The sequence below is a fragment of the Xanthomonas sp. WHRI 6106 genome, from assembly GCF_040202405.1.
In the GTDB taxonomy this organism is placed as follows: domain Bacteria; phylum Pseudomonadota; class Gammaproteobacteria; order Xanthomonadales; family Xanthomonadaceae; genus Xanthomonas; species Xanthomonas cannabis.
Genome location: NZ_JBEGFC010000001.1, coordinates 415,181 through 430,112 on the forward strand (window position 1 = coordinate 415,181; position 14,932 = coordinate 430,112).

Below are 14,932 nucleotides of genomic sequence, written 5' to 3' on the forward strand. Positions count from 1 at the left end.
GCCGCCCTTCTTCACCAGGCCTGCGCAGGCGGTCGTGGACTCACCCATGAAGCAGCAGTTCCTGTATTTGTCATCGGCCGAGGCGCAGTTGTCGCTCGGCCTGGGGGAAGAAAAGACGACAGAGCGGCTGTTCTTTGCAGTGATGGCCGATGCGGACACTGCCGAACGCGCGGGCCGCATCAGTGAAGGCCTGCTGCAAGGCGGGGTCGATGGAAAGCCGCTATCACGCGACCGCCTGCATGTGACCCTGCACCATCTCGGTGACTATGCCGGTGGTTTGCCGCCGTCGCTGGTCAGCCGTGCCAGCCAGGCCGCCGACCGTGTGGCCTTGCAGGCGTTCGAGGTGGAGTTCGACCGGGTCGGTACCTTCGGTGGACGGCGGTCGCAACTGCCTTGCGTGCTGCGCGGCGAAGAGCGCGTACGCGGCCTGTACGAGTTGCAGGGCGCGCTGGGCCGTCAGCTGGCGCATGTGGGCCTTGCCGGCGATGCGCAGTACACGCCGCACATGACGCTGCTGTATTGCAATCAGACCGTGCCGCAACGGCGCTGCGACGCGCTCGCGTGGACCGTGCGCGAGTTTGCGCTGGTACGCAGCTTTCTCGGCCAGTCGCGCTACCAGCTTGAAGGACGCTGGCCGCTGCGCTGAGCGCCCGTGTGTGGACGCAGGCCCGGGTGCGGTAGCCTGCACGGATGGACACCTCGACACCCCTGCCGCTGCACGCTGATCACCTGGCCGCGTTGGAGCAGGCCTATGCCACGCCGCCGCGCGCCTATCACCACTTCGGCCACGTGCGCGCGCTGCTGCAGCACTATGCCGAGGTCGCGAACGGGCCGGGCTGGCAACAGCCGGCCGAGGTGTGGCTGGCGGTGCTGTTCCACGATGCGGTGTATCAACCTGGGCGCAGCGACAACGAGGCGCAATCGGCGGCGTGGGCGCTGGAATGCATTGCCCGCTGGTGGCCGCAGGCCGCCGTGGATCTGCAGCGCGTACAGGCGCTGATCTTGCTCACTGCGCGGCACGGCCAACTCGAGCCGCAGGACGTGGACCAGGAGGCGGCGCTGTTCCTGGATTGCGATATGGCGATCCTGGCGGCGCCGGCAGACGTCTTCGATGCCTACGACCGGGCGATTGCCGAGGAGTACCGCGGCCATGTCCCCGCGCTGCTGTTCCGGCTCAATCGCCGCCGCTTCCTGGCCGGCCTGCTCAAGCGTCAGCGCATCTTTTTCAGCGACTATTTCCACGCGCGCCTGGATGCTGCCGCGCGGGCCAACCTGCGGCGGCGCCTGGGCCACTGAACTGTCCCCAGCGGGGCGGCCCGCATCAACCGGGCGCTGCAGGTGCGCACGCTACAATGGGCGCATGCACGAGCGCGCCGTTTCCACCGCCGATCCACGTCCGCAACCGCCACAGGCACTGGCCCCCAACGAGTGCTGCGAAAGCGGTTGCCCGTTGTGCGTGCACGATCTGTATGCCGAAGAACTGGCGCGCTACCGCCAGGCGCTGGCCGCCTGGGAAGCCCGGCAACTGCCCCACGCGCGATAAGCGAAGCGCCACGCTTCGCGATGCCGCCTGGAACGATTATCTTTGGACCACTTTCCGCGATGGTGCGACATGCGACGACTTGAAATGTGGGGCGCGCTCTGCGGCGCGGCGGTGTTGACGCTGTCGGGATTGGCCGCCGCGCAGGCGCCTGAGCCGGTCACTCACGGCCGTTTCGAGCAGGTGCCGGTGCTGATGCCCAAGGGCGAACCGCAACGGGTGGTGATCTGGTTCGCGGGCGCCGGCAATGCCGCAACGCGCCAGGCGCAGGTCGAGGCATTGCGCGACGACGGCGCGATGGTGGCGGTGGTGGATACCGCGCACCTCTACGCGGTGGTGCGCAAGGACGGCGGCGCCTGCGCGTTTTCGGTCGGCGACGTGGAGAATTTCTCCCGCTATGTGCAGGCCTTCTATCACATCCCCACCTATCGTCTGCCGCTGCTGGTGGGCGACGGCGAAGGCGCGGCGTTGGCCTATGCCATCGGCGCGCAGGCCAAGCCGCATGTGCTGGCCGGCGTGCTCACCGATGGCCTATGCCCGGCGACGGTCTCCGACCAGGCGATCTGCCAGCCGGGCGTGCGTCCGGGCAGCAACACGCTGGTGCCGTCGCCGCTGCAGATTCCGTGGGTGCTTGCCGGCAGCCAGGACAAACGATGCCCTGCGGCGGCCGAGGCGGCCTTCATCAAGCAGATCCCGCAGGCGCGCACCTTCACGCGCTCTGCCAAGGGCGACATCCTGCCGGGCCTGCGCGCTGCGGCGCGCTCGCTGGGCGAGCAGAAGGGCGTGGCGTTGCCGCCGCCGCCCGGTGGCCTGGCCGACCTGCCGGTGGTCGAGCTGCCGGCCAAGCCGGACGGCGACAGCGACGACGACACCTTCGTGATCTTCGTTTCCGGCGACGGCGGCTGGGCCGGACTGGATGAAGAAGTGGCCGATGCGCTGGCCGCGCAGGGCATTCCGGTGGTTGGCCTGGATTCGCTGCGTTATTTCTGGACCGAGCGCACCCCGCAGGGCTTTGCCACGGATCTGGACCGCATCGCACGGGTTTATGCGCAGCGCTGGCAGCGCAAGCGCGTGGTGCTGATCGGCTTCTCGCAAGGTGCCGATGTGTTGCCGGCGGCGATCAACAAGCTACCCGCACAGACCAGGCAAAACATTCGCATGACCGCGCTGTTGTCGGTGGGCAAGCTGGCCGACTACGAATTCCACGTCAGCAACTGGCTGGGTTCGGACGAAGAGGGCCTGCCGATCGCGCCGGAGGTGCAACGCCTGCCCGCCAGCACCACGGTCTGCATCTACGGCCAGGACGACGACGACGCGCTTTGCCCCAGCCTGCCGGCGCAGGCGGCCACGCGGGTGGCGCTGCCGGGCGATCACCATTTCAAGGGCGATTACGCGACCCTGGCCAAGGTGATCATGCAGCAGTTGCACGCGCTGTCGAAGCCGTAAAAGAGCAGGGCATCTGTGGGCTGGTTCGGCCCGACGCCGGGCCGACGCAGGCCGGTAACCCGGTCGTCGCCGTTCGGTTCGGCCTCCGTCCAGCCTGGCAGGCCCTCGGCATTTCTTTCCGCAACCGCCACCAATCACTGGTGCTTGCGCGCGTGCCGGTGGGACCTTGAGCGGCATGGATGCCGCGCCAGAGCCTGCATGGACGGACTTGCGGCGTGCCCCACGCCGGTACGCGTGCAAGCGCCGGCAGCAGACCGAAGTATTCGCGTGAAATCCTAGATGTCGTGCACAAGATTGACCGGTGTGCGGGGTCGGCAGGTAGCGCGGCGCCGCATCCGGCGGCGGGACACGCCGTAAATCCATCCGTGGGGGCGGTGGCGGCATCCATGCCGCTCCACGGTCCCGCTCCCGGACGTGGCACCGCGCTCCCAAGATTGCCACCGCTGATCGGCAAGCAATGCCTTCAGGCACACGTGCAAGCGCCCGAAGCAGAGCGAGGCATTCGCGTAACCGCAGGTATCGAGCGGCCTTACTCCTGCCGGCCCGGATCCACCGAGATCAAGCGGGTGACATCCAGCAATGCGGCCGGCAGATGCATGCCGCCAGGCGCCACCAGGTAGCGCGGGCGCCAGGTCGGGGCGAACTTCGACTTGAAGCGACGTAGCCCGCTGAACCCGTAGAAGCGTTCGCCATGGCGTGCCACCAGGCTGGCGAAGCGGTTCCAGCGGCCGGCCAGGCGATGCTCGGCCAACCCGGACAATGGCGCCATGCCCAGCGAGAAGCGCTTGTAGCCGTTGGCCTGGCCCCACAGGAACAGCTCGATGAACAGGAAGTCCATCGTGCCCTTGGGGGCTTCGGCGCTGTGCCGCATCAGGTCCACCGACAGCTCGCCGCCGGCCGGCGCCCACCACACGTTGGCGAAGGCCACGATCCGGCCTTCCGCCTCGGCCACCGCCACCGGAAAACGGCGCAGGTAGTCGGCATCGAAGCTGCCCAGCGAAAAGCCCTTTTCTTCGCCGGCCTTTTCGTCCAGCCACTGCTCGGACACCTCGGCCAGGCGCGGCAACACCGCATCCACCTGGTCGGCCTGCAGCATGCGGAAGGTCAGGCCGCTGCGCTTGCCGCGGTTCCAGGCCTGGCGCAGATCGGCGCGGTCGCGGCCCTCCAGGGTGAAGTTCTCCAGCGGCACGATCGCCTCTTCGCCCAGCTTGACCAGGGTCATGCCCATGTCCAGGTAGCTCTGCCAGTATTTCTCGCCCACCTGATAGAACACCGGACGCAGGCCCATGTGGTCGGCCTCCTCGCGGAAACGCCAGATCAGTGCGCGCGCCACTTCGGGCGGGCCCACCGGGTCGCCCATCGAAATCAGCGACCCGCCATAGCGCTGCATCATCACGAAGCCGCGGTTGCCCTCATCGAACAGGAACGCCTTGTCGCCGGTCAACGCCAGGCAGGCCTGGGTGTCGGTGCTGGTCTCCAGGATCGGCGCCAGTGCCTGCAGGGCCTGCGCATCGGCCGGCGGAATCGGCCGGCGGCCGCCGCGCAGCAGCCGCGCCATGCCGAACATGATCACGCCCACGCACAGGATCAGCGCCGCGCGCAGCGCACGCGGTGCATTGGCCGAGGTGGCGAACTCCCACCACAGATCGTTGCTGTATTCGACGTGGCTGTAGACGAAGAACAGCAGCCAGAACGTGGCCACCAGCACCAGGCCCAGGTTGCTCAGCCAGCGCCAGGACCAGGCTTCGTCCAGCAGCGCGCCCTGGCGGTAGAACTCGCGGCGCGCCGCCCATAGCGCCAGCGCGGCCAATGCGGCCGACAGCGACACCGAGATATGGCTGCCGCGCAGCAAGGCCAGCGGCGGCACCAGCACACACACGCCCAGCGCCAGCATCCAGGCCGCGTGACTGCGGCGCTGCAGGCCCTGGCCGATCAGCAGCAGCATCATGCCGCCCAGGCTGACCAGCAGGTGCGAGGTTTCGATCAGCGGCAATGGCGCCACTTCCTGGCGCGCGCGCGGGGTGGGCAGGGTGCCGTCGATCATCAGCGCCGCGCCCACCGCAAACACCGCCAGGGCCAGGATCTGCGGCAACCACGGGCGCAGCGCCTTCCACACCGTGCGTGCAGTACTGGCACTGGCGCGTACCGGTGCGCCCAGCCCCGAGGCGGCGGCCATGGCCACCGAAATCAGCAGCGGCACGATGTAGTAGGTGACGCGGTACGCCAGCGCTGCGGCCAACACGGCGGCAGGCGTCACATGCGGCAGCAGCTTGAGCAGGCTCCATTCGAACACGCCCAGCCCGGCCGGCACGGTGGAGATCAGGCCGGCGACCACCGCCACCAGCCAGATACCGATGAAGCCGAAGTAGCCGGTGCCCGGGTCCGGCGGCAGCAGCACGTAGAACGCCGCAGCGGCCAGGCCCAGTTCGACCACGCTCAGGGCGGTCACGCCGAGCACGGTGGTGCGGTCGGGCAGCCAGAAGCGATGGCTGCGGATGCCGAATTCGCGGCCCTGTCTGCCCACCAGCACCAGCATGGCCACATACCCCACCAGCAAGGCGATGCCGGCGATGCGGATGGCGTCGGCGGTGATCGGCAAGGCGCGCGCGGCCGCTTCCGGTTCCAGCATCAGCGCCAGCCCGAGCAGGACCCAGGCGCCGAAGATGAAGCCCAACGTGCTCATCAGCACCACCTGGCCGATCTCGGCCAGGGTCAGCCCGACGCTGCCGTAGCCGCGCAGGCGCACGGCGCCGCCGGTGAGTGCGGCAAATCCCAGGGTCTGGCCCACCGCATGCGCCATGAAGGCGGTGATGCCCACCCGCGCCGGATGCAGCCGCTTGCCGGTGCGCTTGAGCCCCACCCAGTCAAAGCCCACCAGGCATGCGTAGCTGCTCAACCCCAGCAGCAGCGTCAGTGCGATCTGCCCCGCACCCAGCGCACGGAACGCCTGGCGGATCTGGCGATACCCATGGTCGGTGAACTGCGCCGACAGCGCATGCAGCGCCATCGCCAGGATGGCCAGGCTGATGATGACCGGCAGGGCGCGACGCCAACCGCTGGAAGGCGCTTCGGTAGACACGGGGGTATCCGTCATGAGGGCAACGGGATCTGCATAAGAGGGAAGGAAGACGCATGCACGAGATGTGCCGCGGGCGCGGTGGGTCTGCATGGGCCGGACGGTTGGAGAAGCATGCAGCGTGATCGCGTCAGTGCCGAAACAGGGTGAACGCACGGCGCGATCGGGCCGACACCTGTCGGCGCAGGCCGGCCGCGCGCATCATAGGGCAAAGGCACACGCAGGTGCCGCAGGGGACGCAGATGCACTGCACCACAGTTGGAAGGCAGACAGGCTACTGATGGGCAGTCCGGACCTTGGCGCGCCGGCGGCGCCCATGTCGGCGGCAACGTCGCCGCCGCCGCACTGGAGCGGCCAGGCCGGCGCGCTTGCCGCCGGCGCCGGCAGCGCCTTCATTGGCCTGGTGGTGCTGCTGCAAGGGCTGCGCGACGACCTGTGGTGGATCGATGCGCAACTGAGCGCCTATCTGCACGGATCCTACGGCCTGCTGCTGCGCACCGCGTATTGCCTGCTGGCGGCGGCAATGGCGTGGCTGGCGGCGGGCGTTTACGCGGCGCTGGCACCGGTGGCACGCAGCCGCACGGTACTGGGCCTGTTCTGGTGTGCGGCGCTTGGCCTGTGCGCGGTGTCGATCGGCGACAGCTGGATGCCGCAGCTGGCGCCGGATGCGGCACCGATGGTGCACGTGCTGTCGGCGGACGCCACGTTCCTGTGCGTGATCGCTGCGGTCTTGCTGCAATCGTGGTATTTCCGCCGCGATCGGGCGTGGCGCGCGCATTTTGTCGGCGCATTCGCGTTGGGCTGGGCGGCGCTCGCGGCCTTGCTGTTCCATGTCACGGTCAGCGGCGCGCCACTGGGCATCAGCCAGAAGATCGCCATCGCGCTGATCGTGGTCTGGATGGTGCGGGTCGGGCTGTGGCTGCGCCGCGCCGCGCGGGTTGGGGCTGCACGCCTCGCGCATTCGCGGGACAATGGCCGGGTCCACCAACCGTAGGAAGTCAGAAATGCTGCAGCGATTCGATGCGGGTCCGCGTATGTCCGAGATGACCGTCCATGGCGGCGTGTGTTACCTGGCCGGCCAGATTGCCGAAGACACCAGTGAAGACATCACCGGTCAGACCCGCCAGGTGCTGGGCGAGATCGACAAGCTGCTGGCGCTGGCCGCCAGCGACAAGACCAAGATCCTGCGCGCCGAAATCTACCTGGCCGACATTGCCGATTTCGACGGCATGAATGCCGCCTGGGACGAATGGGTACCGCATGGCTTCACCCCGGCGCGTGCCACCGTCGAGGCCAGGTTGGCGCGGCCGGAATGGAAAGTGGAAATCGTGATCACCGCCGCGGCGGGCTGATCGCACGATTCGCCGCGGCGATCGAGCGGCTGCACGGGGCAAGGCGCCGCCCCGTGCACGGAACGCGCATGCACTGCGGTTCCGAGTGCGTGCCGCCTCCGGTCCCTCGGGTGCTGCCTGGTCTGCGTCCTTGGCCGCGGGTGATCGCACACGCTGCTTCGCCGTCCAAAGGTGAAGCAGGTTGCGCGAGGCGTGGCATGCGGCAGGGAGCTGGCGGCCGGGCGAAGATCCACGACAACGTTGGCGTAGTCCGGCAGCACGACCGCGACCATCTGAACTTGCAGCCCAGATAGGTTGGGGGGCACGCACCGGCCACCCGATGCCTGCGACGCCAGCCATCATCGCCTGTCCTAACCGCCGCGGACGATCAGCGCTTGACGAAGCGGTAGTGCGCCACGCCCCATTCGCGGCCCTGGTCGTAGCCGAACAGTTCCGCGCAGGCCAGCCAGAACATGCGCCAGCGCTGCCACCAACGCTGCGCGTCGTCGCCATAGGTCTGGCGCAGCAACGGCATGATCTGGTCGCGGTGGCGGTCCTGGTTTTCCAGCCAGGCATTGGCGGTCTTTTCGTAATGCTCGCCCGACAGCACCCAGCGCTGTTCGATGACCACGTCCTGCTGAAAATGCAGCAGCGTATCGGCCGCCGGCATCAGCCCGCCGGTGAAGAAATGCCGCCCCATCCAGTTGTCTTCGCCGGCCACTTCGAACGGGTAGGCCAGATCGCGGTGGCAGAAGATATGCACGAACAACTTGCCGCCCGGCGCCAGCCAGCTGCCCACGCGTGCCAGCAGGTCGCGGTAATTGCGCATGTGCTCGAACATCTCCACCGAGACCACGCGGTCGAAGTTGCCGGGTGGCAGCGCCAGCGCGTTGACGTCGGCGGTGATCACCTGCACGTTGCCCAGGCCGCGGATGCGGCACTGCTCCAGGATATGCGCGCGCTGCGGGCGTGAATTGGACACCGCCGTGATGGTGGCATTGGGGTAACGCTCGGCCATCCACAGGGTCAGCGAGCCCCAGCCGCAGCCCAGCTCCAGGATGCGCTGGCCGTCGGCCAGCTCGGCGCGCTCACCGTACAGCGCCAGCATGCGTTCTTCGGCCGCATCCAGATCCGGCGTGCTCGCATCCCAGTAGCAACTGCTGTACTTCAGCCGCTTGCCCAGGCACAGGGTGAAGAACTGCGGCGGCAATTCATAGTGCTGGCGATTGGCCGCATCGGTTTCGATCGCGATGGCGCTGGCGCGCAGGCTGTCGATGAAGGCGCGCTGGCGCTCGCCGTTGGCATCGGCATCGTTGCCGCGCTCATCGCGCAGGCGCTGCGCGCACAGACGGCGGATGCCGTAGCGCAATGCGGCGTCGGGCAGCACCCCCGATTCGGCCAGGCGGGTGGCAAAGGCTTCTTCGGGCAGCGAGGAGGGCGGGGCGGTAACGGTGGACATGCAACTCTCCAGGCAACTCAGGACGAAGGGGGAAGCGGGAAAAACGCACTGGTGGTGCGCTGGTAGTGCGCGTAGTCCTCGCCACGCGAGCGCAGCGCCTGCTGCTCGGTGTAGGGAATACCGGTGAAGCGATACAGGAACACGAACATCACCACCGGCCCCAGCGCGCACAGCGCCACCGGCCAGGGCCCGGCCCCGACCGCCAGCGCCAGATAGGCAAACCAGTGCACGAACTCGAAAAAATAATTCGGGTGGCGCGAATAGCGCCACAGCCCCTTGCGGCAGGTGGTGCCGCGGTTGGCCGGATTGGCCTTGTGCGCCGACAGCTGCCGATCGGCCAGAGCCTCGCCACCCACGGCGATCAACCACACCACGATCGCGATACTGCTCCACACGCTCCAATGCGGCTCCGGATTGCTTGCTGCAGCCAGGAACGGCACCGCAAACAGCACCACCACCACCGCCTGCGCCAGGAAGAAGCCGAGAAACTTGGCCTGGCTGCCGTTCCAATGCTCGCGCAATGCGCGGTAGCGGCCGTCTTCGTGCGGGTCGCCGAACACGCGCACACCCAGATGCCAGGCCAGGCGCGCGCCCCAGACGCCGCCGAGCACCGCCACCAGCACGCGCGGCAACGGCGCGCCGTCGGCCATCCACGCGCAATAGGGCGCGGCCAGCGCCAGGCAGCCGGCCCACAACACATCCACCGGGCCGGCATTGCCGCTGCGGCGCTGCCACAGCCAGCCCAGCACCATCACCCCCGTGGCAAATAGCGCGACATGCAGCAGCGGCCAGGCACTCATTGCAGTTCTCCGGTCATGGTCTGCGGCAATGGTCGCGCCAGGCGCTGTGCATACAGCGACAACACGCCGCAGGCCAGGCCCCAGCCAACACTCAGCGCGAGCGCGGCATGCAGTTGCGGCGGCAACAGCTCCACCGCATGCCAGCTGCGTTGCGCCAGCCAGTACGACACCGGCCCGAACACCGCGCCAAGCAGCACCGCCAGCCATGTCCGCTGCATCACGCTGCGCAAGGAGTGGTTGAGCGTGAGCGCAAAGCCCAGCCACAACGCCAGGATCCACGGCGGCGCCAGCACGCTCCCGGGCCAGGGCGCGGCGTAGCGCAGCCAGCCGCCGGCGGCCAGGGTGGTATCCAGCAACAGCCCCAGCGACAGGCCGGCAACCATCAACTGCACATCGCCCGCAGCGCGTCGCGACGGCCACAGCTGATAAAAGGCAAACAGCGCCAGCACCAGCAGCGTGGGCCACACCCGCGCATGCGCGGCGGCGCTGACGGCTACCAGCCACAGCACCTGCAGGCCGAGATAGTTGCCGAGTTGCTTCATGCGCCCGCAAGGCCCGGCACGAACTGCGGTGGACGTGCGCCGGGCTTGCTCAGCCACAGATGCACGTCGCCGATCGAGCGCTCCAGAAAGCCGGCCTCGCAATAGGCCAGATAGAACTCCCACATGCGGATGAAGCGCTCGTCGTAGCCCAGCGCACGCACTTGCGGCAGTTGCGCCATGAAACGCTGCCGCCAGGCGCGCAAGGTCAGCGCATAGCTGGGGCCGATGTCTTCCAGGTTGAACAGCCGCAGGTCGCTGGCGCGTGCGATCGCACCGGTCATCGCCGCCACCGACGGGATGAAGCTGCCGGGGAAGATGTGGCGCTTGATGAAGTCCACCGAATGCAACGCCTGCTTGTAGCGATGATCTTCGATGGTGATGGCCTGGATCAGCGCTTCGCCGTCGTCGGCCAGCAGGCTGCCGACCTTGGCGAAATAAGTGTCCAGATACTGGTGGCCGATCGCCTCGATCATCTCGATCGAAACCACGCGGTCGAAGCGGCCTTGCAGGTCGCGGTAGTCGCTCAGCAACACGGTGACCCGGTCGCCCAGGCCGGCATCGGCGATGCGTTGCGTGGCCAGGTCGAACTGCTCGCGCGAAATGGTGGTAGTGGTGACGCGACAGCCGTGCTCGCGCGCGGCATGCAGGGCAAAACCGCCCCAGCCGGTGCCGATCTCCACCACGTGATGCTGCGGACCCAGGCGCAGTTTCTGGCAGATGCGTTCGAGCTTGCGGGTGGCGGCGCGCTCCAGGGCCACCTCGCCCTGCGCTTCTTCGCCATCGACGAAGATCGCCGAGGAGTACATCAGGTTCTCATCCAGGAACAGCTTGAACAGCGGGTTGCCCAGGTCGTAATGCGCGGCGATGTTGCGGCGGCTGCCGCTGCGGGTGTTGCGGGCCAGCGCGTGCAGGCTGCGCATCGCCCAGCCACCGATGCGTGCGGTGCCGGTTTCCATTGCATCGAGCCGCGCGCGGTTGCGCAGCAGCAGGCGCATCAGCGCGACCAGGTCGTCGCACTGCCACTGGCCATCCATGTACGACTCGCCAGCGCCCACGCTGCCATTCAGCGCGGCCTGGCGATAGAAGCCGGGGTCGATGACGCGCAACTGCATCTGCAGCGCCTGCGCGCCGCTGGCGTTGCCGAGCGTGGTGACGCCGTCGGCCTCGTGCAGGTGCAGTTGCCCGTCGCGGAGCTCGCCGAGTGTGGCCAGCAGGCGCTTGCGCAACAGGCGGTCCGTCCAGGAGGCCGCGCGCGGCGCAGCGGTATCGGGCAGGGACGTGGCGTTCATCGGGGATCTCGCACAGGCGGATGGGGATGGTCGTGGACCGGGTTGCCGCGCAGCCACAGGCGCAGTGCCTGCCAGTGGATGGCGACCACCACCTGCACGGTCATCAGGGGATAAGCGAACAAGGTGCGCGCCAGGGTGCGCCCAGTCAGGGGCTGGCGTTGCAGCACCAAGGTGGCATCGAAGCGACGCACCGGGCTGTTGTCGATGGCACCCGCGGCATCGTCGGCGAGCGCATCCAGCACGTCCATGTGCACACGCAGCTGCGCATCCGGCACGCTGAAGCGCCAGTCGTAGCGATGTTGCATGCCCATGAACGGCGACACGTGGAAGCGCTTGTCGAAGCGCCATGCGTGCACATCGCGATGGGTACGCGCCTGTGCGACGGGCAGCACGTAGGTGTGCCGTTGTTGCCACGGCGTGTTGGTGATCTCCGCCACGATCCAGCGCAGCGCATCGTGGCGATCGAAGCAGTAGTAGAAGCTCACCGGGTTGAACACATGCCCGAAGTAACGCAGATGCGTCAGCAAGCGGATCGCGCCCTCCGGGCGCTCGCCAGTGTGCGCGTGCACACACGCGCGCACCGCCTCGTCCAGCGGAATCTGCGGGTCGCCGAGATAATCGCTGCGGCGAAATTGCGCGAGATTGGCCCGGCCCACCGACCACAGCCAGCGGTGCGCAAACACCCGATCCAGCTCGGACAGGTCCAGGTACATCAGGAACAGGCGATAGCGGAAATCCAGCGGCTTGGGCACGAAGCGTCGGTGCCGCACCCATCCGGTATAGACCGCGCTGCGCAGTGCGCCTGCCATGCTGGCGGAGCCGCTGTCCTCACCGGGAGGCAGCGGCACGGCACCCGGGCCGGCTTCGCGCAGCAACTGCATCACCAGCTCACTCCCAGCGCGTGCGCCACGTCCGCGCCGCTGCGCAGGCCGTCTTCATGGAAGCCGAAGCCCCATGCGGCGCCGGCAAACCAGGTGTGCTGCACGCCCTGGATCTCGGCCTTGCGGCCCTGTGCCGCGAGTGCGGCCGCGTTCTGCACCGGGTGGCGATAGCGCATGCGCCGCAGCACCTTGTCCGGGTCGATGTCGTGATCGCGATTGAGGCTGACGATGAACGGCTGCGGCGATTCGATCGACTGCAGCGCGTTCATCCAGTAACTCACCGTGCAGGGCGCCTGCGGGTCGGCCGGTACGTGTGCGTTCCACGCCGCCCAGGCACGCCGGTCGCGCGGCAGCACGCGGGCATCGGTGTGCAGCACGGTGTCGTTGTCCTGGTAGGTGATCCCGCCCAGGATCTGTCGCTCGGCATCGGTCGCATCGCTGAGCAATGCCAGCGCATCGTCGGCATGGCAGGCCAGGACCACTTCATCGAAGTGTTCCTGGCCACGCGAGGACGCCACCACCACGCCATCGGGCACGCGCCGGATCGCATGCACCGGCGTGGAGAGGCGCTCCAGCACCTGCCAGCGCCGACGCAGCGCACGCACATAGCTGTTGGAGCCGCCGCGCACCACCTGCCATTGCGGCCGGCCGCTGATCTGCAGCATGTGATGGTTGGCCATGAAGCCGATCAGCTGGCCCATCGGAAATTCAAGGATGGTCTGCGACGGCGAGGACCACAGCGCCGATGCCATCGGCACCAGGTGCTGGTCGCGGAACGCCGCCGAGTAGCCATGCCGCTGCAGATACGCGCCCAGGGTGCTGAAGCGCTCCTCGCTGTGCAGTACCGCCGGTGCCTGGCGGTAGAACCGGCGCAGGTCGGCCAGCATGCCCCAGAAGCGCGGGCTGAGCAGATTGCGGCGCTGGCAGAACAGCCCGTCCAGCGTGCCGGCGTTGTATTCCAGCCCGCTGCCGGCATCGTGCACCGAAAAGCTCATCGTGGTCGGCTGGGCGGCCACGTCCAGTTCGGCAAACAGGCGGGTGAGCAACGGGTAGTGCTGCGGGTTGAACACGATGAAGCCGCTGTCCACCGCATAGCGCTGACCGTCCACCTGGAGGTCATGCGTATGCGTGTGACCGCCCAGGTAGTCTGCCGCTTCGAATAAGGTGACTTCGTAGCGACGCGACAACAGCCACGCGGCGCCCAGGCCGGCAATCCCGCTGCCGACCACGGCAATCTGGCCCTCGCTCATCGCGACACCCGCTGCGCGCGGCGGGTGAGCATGGCCGGCATCGGCTTGAGATCCCACACCAGCCCGACCCACGACATCGCCTTGAGGCCGTACCAGGTCATGTCGTACTCCCACCAGCGCATGCCTTGCCGCGCCGATCCGGGAAAGAAATGGTGATTGTTGTGCCAACCTTCGCCGAAGGTGATCAGCGCCAGCAGCCAGTTGTTGCGGCTATCGTCGCGCGTGTCGAAGCGGCGGCTGCCGAAGCGGTGCGCCAGCGAGTTGATGGTGAACGTTGCATGGAACAGCGCCACGGTGGAAATGGCGAACCCCCACACCAGCAGCTGCGGCCCGGTGGTCTGCAGCGCCGGCGCCGCATCGGCCAGCCAGTCGCCAAGCAGGTACAGCCCCAGCGCCAGCAGCACCGGCATCACGATGTCGAAGCGGTCGAGAAAGCGCAGCTCGGCAAACCGACGCAGATCCGGGATCGCCTCCCAGTCAATGCGGAAATTGCGCGGGGTCAGGAACCAGCCGGTATGGCTCCACCAGAAGCCATGGTGGGCCGGCGAATGCGGGTCGCGGCCGGTGTCGGTATGCCGATGATGGTTGCGGTGATGCGCCGCCCACCACAGCGGCCCGCGCTGCACGCAGGTGGCGCCGATGGCCGCAAACACGAACTGCAGCACGCGCGAGGTCTTGAACGCGCGATGCGAGAAATAGCGGTGATAGAACCCGGTGAGGGCGAACATGCGCAGCGCATACAGCGCCAACGCCGTGCCGACCGCAAACCACGACGCGCCCACCCAGAACACCGCAAGGCAGGCCACATGCAGCGCAATGAAGGGCAGGGCACGCAGCCAGTCGACCCGGTCGGCGCGCGCCTCGTCCAGCGGCTCATCGGTTTGCGAATCCACCCAGCGGCGCAGGCTGCCGACACGGGATGCAACCCAGCCACGGCGCTGCGTGGAGGGCGGCTGGGGCGGTGCAGCGCGAGGGTCGAGTTCAGTACTCGGCACGCATGAATCTCCATGGATAGTCGTGACCCTCTACGGAAACGGCCGGCCAATAGATGCACCAGCCCGCTTGATCGTCGCATGCATGGATGAGGCCCGGTCGGCTGCACCAGGCAATCGCGCAACGCGCACACCAATGTGTGCACCCAGTATCACTGACGCGGATGAGGCTGCTTGTGAAAGACGCTGCGCAGACAGGGGCGCATGCCAGCCAGATCGGCGCGTCTCGCGCAGGCCTGACGGCTCCCTGCCGACGGGAGCCGGCAGGGGCCAATGCACTGCGAAGACGATTGGCAAACGCCTGCTGCGCACCGTCATGCGACGCG

General features: G+C 67.9%; 14 protein-coding genes. 6 read left to right on the plus strand and 8 right to left on the minus strand.

Features of this window, described 5'->3' with window-relative positions:
- The first annotated feature begins 46 nt into the window (after positions 1-46).
- The 4 genes from thpR to ABQZ09_RS01900 all read left to right on the plus strand — a co-directional run bounded on the left by thpR (position 47) and on the right by ABQZ09_RS01900 (position 2,986).
- Positions 47-646, plus strand: a complete 600-nt coding sequence (gene thpR, locus ABQZ09_RS01885) for an RNA 2',3'-cyclic phosphodiesterase (protein WP_349775963.1) — start codon at positions 47-49, stop codon at positions 644-646.
- Positions 647-690: 44 nt separating this feature from the next.
- The gene (locus ABQZ09_RS01890) at positions 691-1,296 is read left to right on the plus strand and encodes an HD domain-containing protein (RefSeq protein WP_349775964.1); all 606 of its coding nucleotides are present in this window, start codon (positions 691-693) and stop codon (positions 1,294-1,296) included.
- 64 nt (positions 1,297-1,360) lie between these two features.
- Positions 1,361-1,543 (plus strand): oxidoreductase-like domain-containing protein, encoded by a 183-nt coding sequence (locus ABQZ09_RS01895; RefSeq protein ID WP_349775965.1) that lies wholly within the window; start codon positions 1,361-1,363, stop codon positions 1,541-1,543.
- Between the two features lie 69 nt (positions 1,544-1,612).
- Entirely contained in the window at positions 1,613-2,986 is a 1,374-nt protein-coding gene (locus ABQZ09_RS01900; protein ID WP_349775966.1) for a virulence factor, read from the plus strand.
- Between the two features lie 529 nt (positions 2,987-3,515).
- Here the strand turns inward: ABQZ09_RS01900 and mprF are convergent.
- Positions 3,516-6,080 carry a bifunctional lysylphosphatidylglycerol flippase/synthetase MprF gene (mprF, locus tag ABQZ09_RS01905; protein WP_349775967.1) on the minus strand — a complete coding sequence of 855 codons (2,565 nt, stop codon included), beginning with the start codon at positions 6,078-6,080 and terminating at the stop codon, positions 3,516-3,518.
- Between the two features lie 298 nt (positions 6,081-6,378).
- On the opposite strand from mprF, the gene ABQZ09_RS01910 reads away from it, so the two are divergent.
- Together ABQZ09_RS01910 and ABQZ09_RS01915 are read left to right on the plus strand one after the other, a co-directional pair.
- A complete protein-coding gene (locus ABQZ09_RS01910) occupies positions 6,379-7,056 on the plus strand; it encodes a DUF998 domain-containing protein (RefSeq protein WP_349775968.1) in 678 nt (225 codons plus the stop codon).
- A gap of 10 nt (positions 7,057-7,066) precedes the next feature.
- Positions 7,067-7,414, plus strand: coding sequence for a RidA family protein (locus ABQZ09_RS01915; RefSeq protein ID WP_039412318.1), 348 nt, complete (start codon positions 7,067-7,069; stop codon positions 7,412-7,414).
- Between the two features lie 367 nt (positions 7,415-7,781).
- Here the strand turns inward: ABQZ09_RS01915 and ABQZ09_RS01920 are convergent, their stop codons facing one another.
- The 7 genes from ABQZ09_RS01920 to ABQZ09_RS01950 are packed head-to-tail and all read right to left on the minus strand — an operon-like array spanning position 7,782 to position 14,609.
- Positions 7,782-8,852 (minus strand): SAM-dependent methyltransferase, encoded by a 1,071-nt coding sequence (locus tag ABQZ09_RS01920; protein WP_166743317.1) that lies wholly within the window; start codon positions 8,850-8,852, stop codon positions 7,782-7,784.
- A 17-nt stretch (positions 8,853-8,869) separates the two neighbouring features.
- Positions 8,870-9,652 carry a DUF1295 domain-containing protein gene (locus ABQZ09_RS01925; RefSeq protein ID WP_166743316.1) on the minus strand — a complete coding sequence of 261 codons (783 nt, stop codon included), beginning with the start codon at positions 9,650-9,652 and terminating at the stop codon, positions 8,870-8,872.
- Positions 9,649-10,194 carry a DUF2878 domain-containing protein gene (locus ABQZ09_RS01930; protein WP_047693684.1) on the minus strand — a complete coding sequence of 182 codons (546 nt, stop codon included), beginning with the start codon at positions 10,192-10,194 and terminating at the stop codon, positions 9,649-9,651. The genes ABQZ09_RS01925 and ABQZ09_RS01930 overlap by 4 nt, the downstream gene beginning before the upstream one ends.
- Positions 10,191-11,483: a class I SAM-dependent methyltransferase gene (locus ABQZ09_RS01935; protein ID WP_349775969.1), complete on the minus strand. Its 1,293-nt coding sequence runs from the start codon at positions 11,481-11,483 to the stop codon at positions 10,191-10,193. The genes ABQZ09_RS01930 and ABQZ09_RS01935 overlap by 4 nt, the downstream gene beginning before the upstream one ends.
- Positions 11,480-12,364 carry a DUF1365 domain-containing protein gene (locus ABQZ09_RS01940; RefSeq protein WP_349776105.1) on the minus strand — a complete coding sequence of 295 codons (885 nt, stop codon included), beginning with the start codon at positions 12,362-12,364 and terminating at the stop codon, positions 11,480-11,482. Before ABQZ09_RS01940 ends, ABQZ09_RS01935 begins: the two co-directional genes overlap by 4 nt.
- Positions 12,364-13,614, minus strand: coding sequence for an NAD(P)/FAD-dependent oxidoreductase (locus ABQZ09_RS01945; RefSeq protein WP_349775970.1), 1,251 nt, complete (start codon positions 13,612-13,614; stop codon positions 12,364-12,366). Before ABQZ09_RS01945 ends, ABQZ09_RS01940 begins: the two co-directional genes overlap by 1 nt.
- Positions 13,611-14,609, minus strand: a complete 999-nt coding sequence (locus tag ABQZ09_RS01950) for an acyl-CoA desaturase (protein ID WP_349775971.1) — start codon at positions 14,607-14,609, stop codon at positions 13,611-13,613. Before ABQZ09_RS01950 ends, ABQZ09_RS01945 begins: the two co-directional genes overlap by 4 nt.
- Positions 14,610-14,932: the final 323 nt, after the last annotated feature.

Bases quoted from the DNA above. Each gene is read 5' to 3' on its own strand.
- ABQZ09_RS01895 (WP_349775965.1), top strand. From the start codon at position 1,361: ATGCACGAGCGCGCCGTTTCCACCGCCGATCCACGTCCGCAACCGCCA.
- ABQZ09_RS01945 (WP_349775970.1), bottom strand. From the start codon at position 13,614: ATGAGCGAGGGCCAGATTGCCGTGGTCGGCAGCGGGATTGCCGGCCTG.
- ABQZ09_RS01935 (WP_349775969.1), bottom strand. From the start codon at position 11,483: ATGAACGCCACGTCCCTGCCCGATACCGCTGCGCCGCGCGCGGCCTCC.
- ABQZ09_RS01920 (WP_166743317.1), bottom strand. From the start codon at position 8,852: ATGTCCACCGTTACCGCCCCGCCCTCCTCGCTGCCCGAAGAAGCCTTT.
- ABQZ09_RS01925 (WP_166743316.1), bottom strand. From the start codon at position 9,652: ATGAGTGCCTGGCCGCTGCTGCATGTCGCGCTATTTGCCACGGGGGTG.
- ABQZ09_RS01915 (WP_039412318.1), top strand. From the start codon at position 7,067: ATGCTGCAGCGATTCGATGCGGGTCCGCGTATGTCCGAGATGACCGTC.
- ABQZ09_RS01910 (WP_349775968.1), top strand. From the start codon at position 6,379: ATGTCGGCGGCAACGTCGCCGCCGCCGCACTGGAGCGGCCAGGCCGGC.
- ABQZ09_RS01930 (WP_047693684.1), bottom strand. From the start codon at position 10,194: ATGAAGCAACTCGGCAACTATCTCGGCCTGCAGGTGCTGTGGCTGGTA.
- thpR (WP_349775963.1), top strand. From the start codon at position 47: ATGAAGCAGCAGTTCCTGTATTTGTCATCGGCCGAGGCGCAGTTGTCG.
- ABQZ09_RS01890 (WP_349775964.1), top strand. From the start codon at position 691: ATGGACACCTCGACACCCCTGCCGCTGCACGCTGATCACCTGGCCGCG.
- mprF (WP_349775967.1), bottom strand. From the start codon at position 6,080: ATGACGGATACCCCCGTGTCTACCGAAGCGCCTTCCAGCGGTTGGCGT.
- ABQZ09_RS01900 (WP_349775966.1), top strand. From the start codon at position 1,613: ATGCGACGACTTGAAATGTGGGGCGCGCTCTGCGGCGCGGCGGTGTTG.
- ABQZ09_RS01940 (WP_349776105.1), bottom strand. From the start codon at position 12,364: ATGCAGTTGCTGCGCGAAGCCGGCCCGGGTGCCGTGCCGCTGCCTCCC.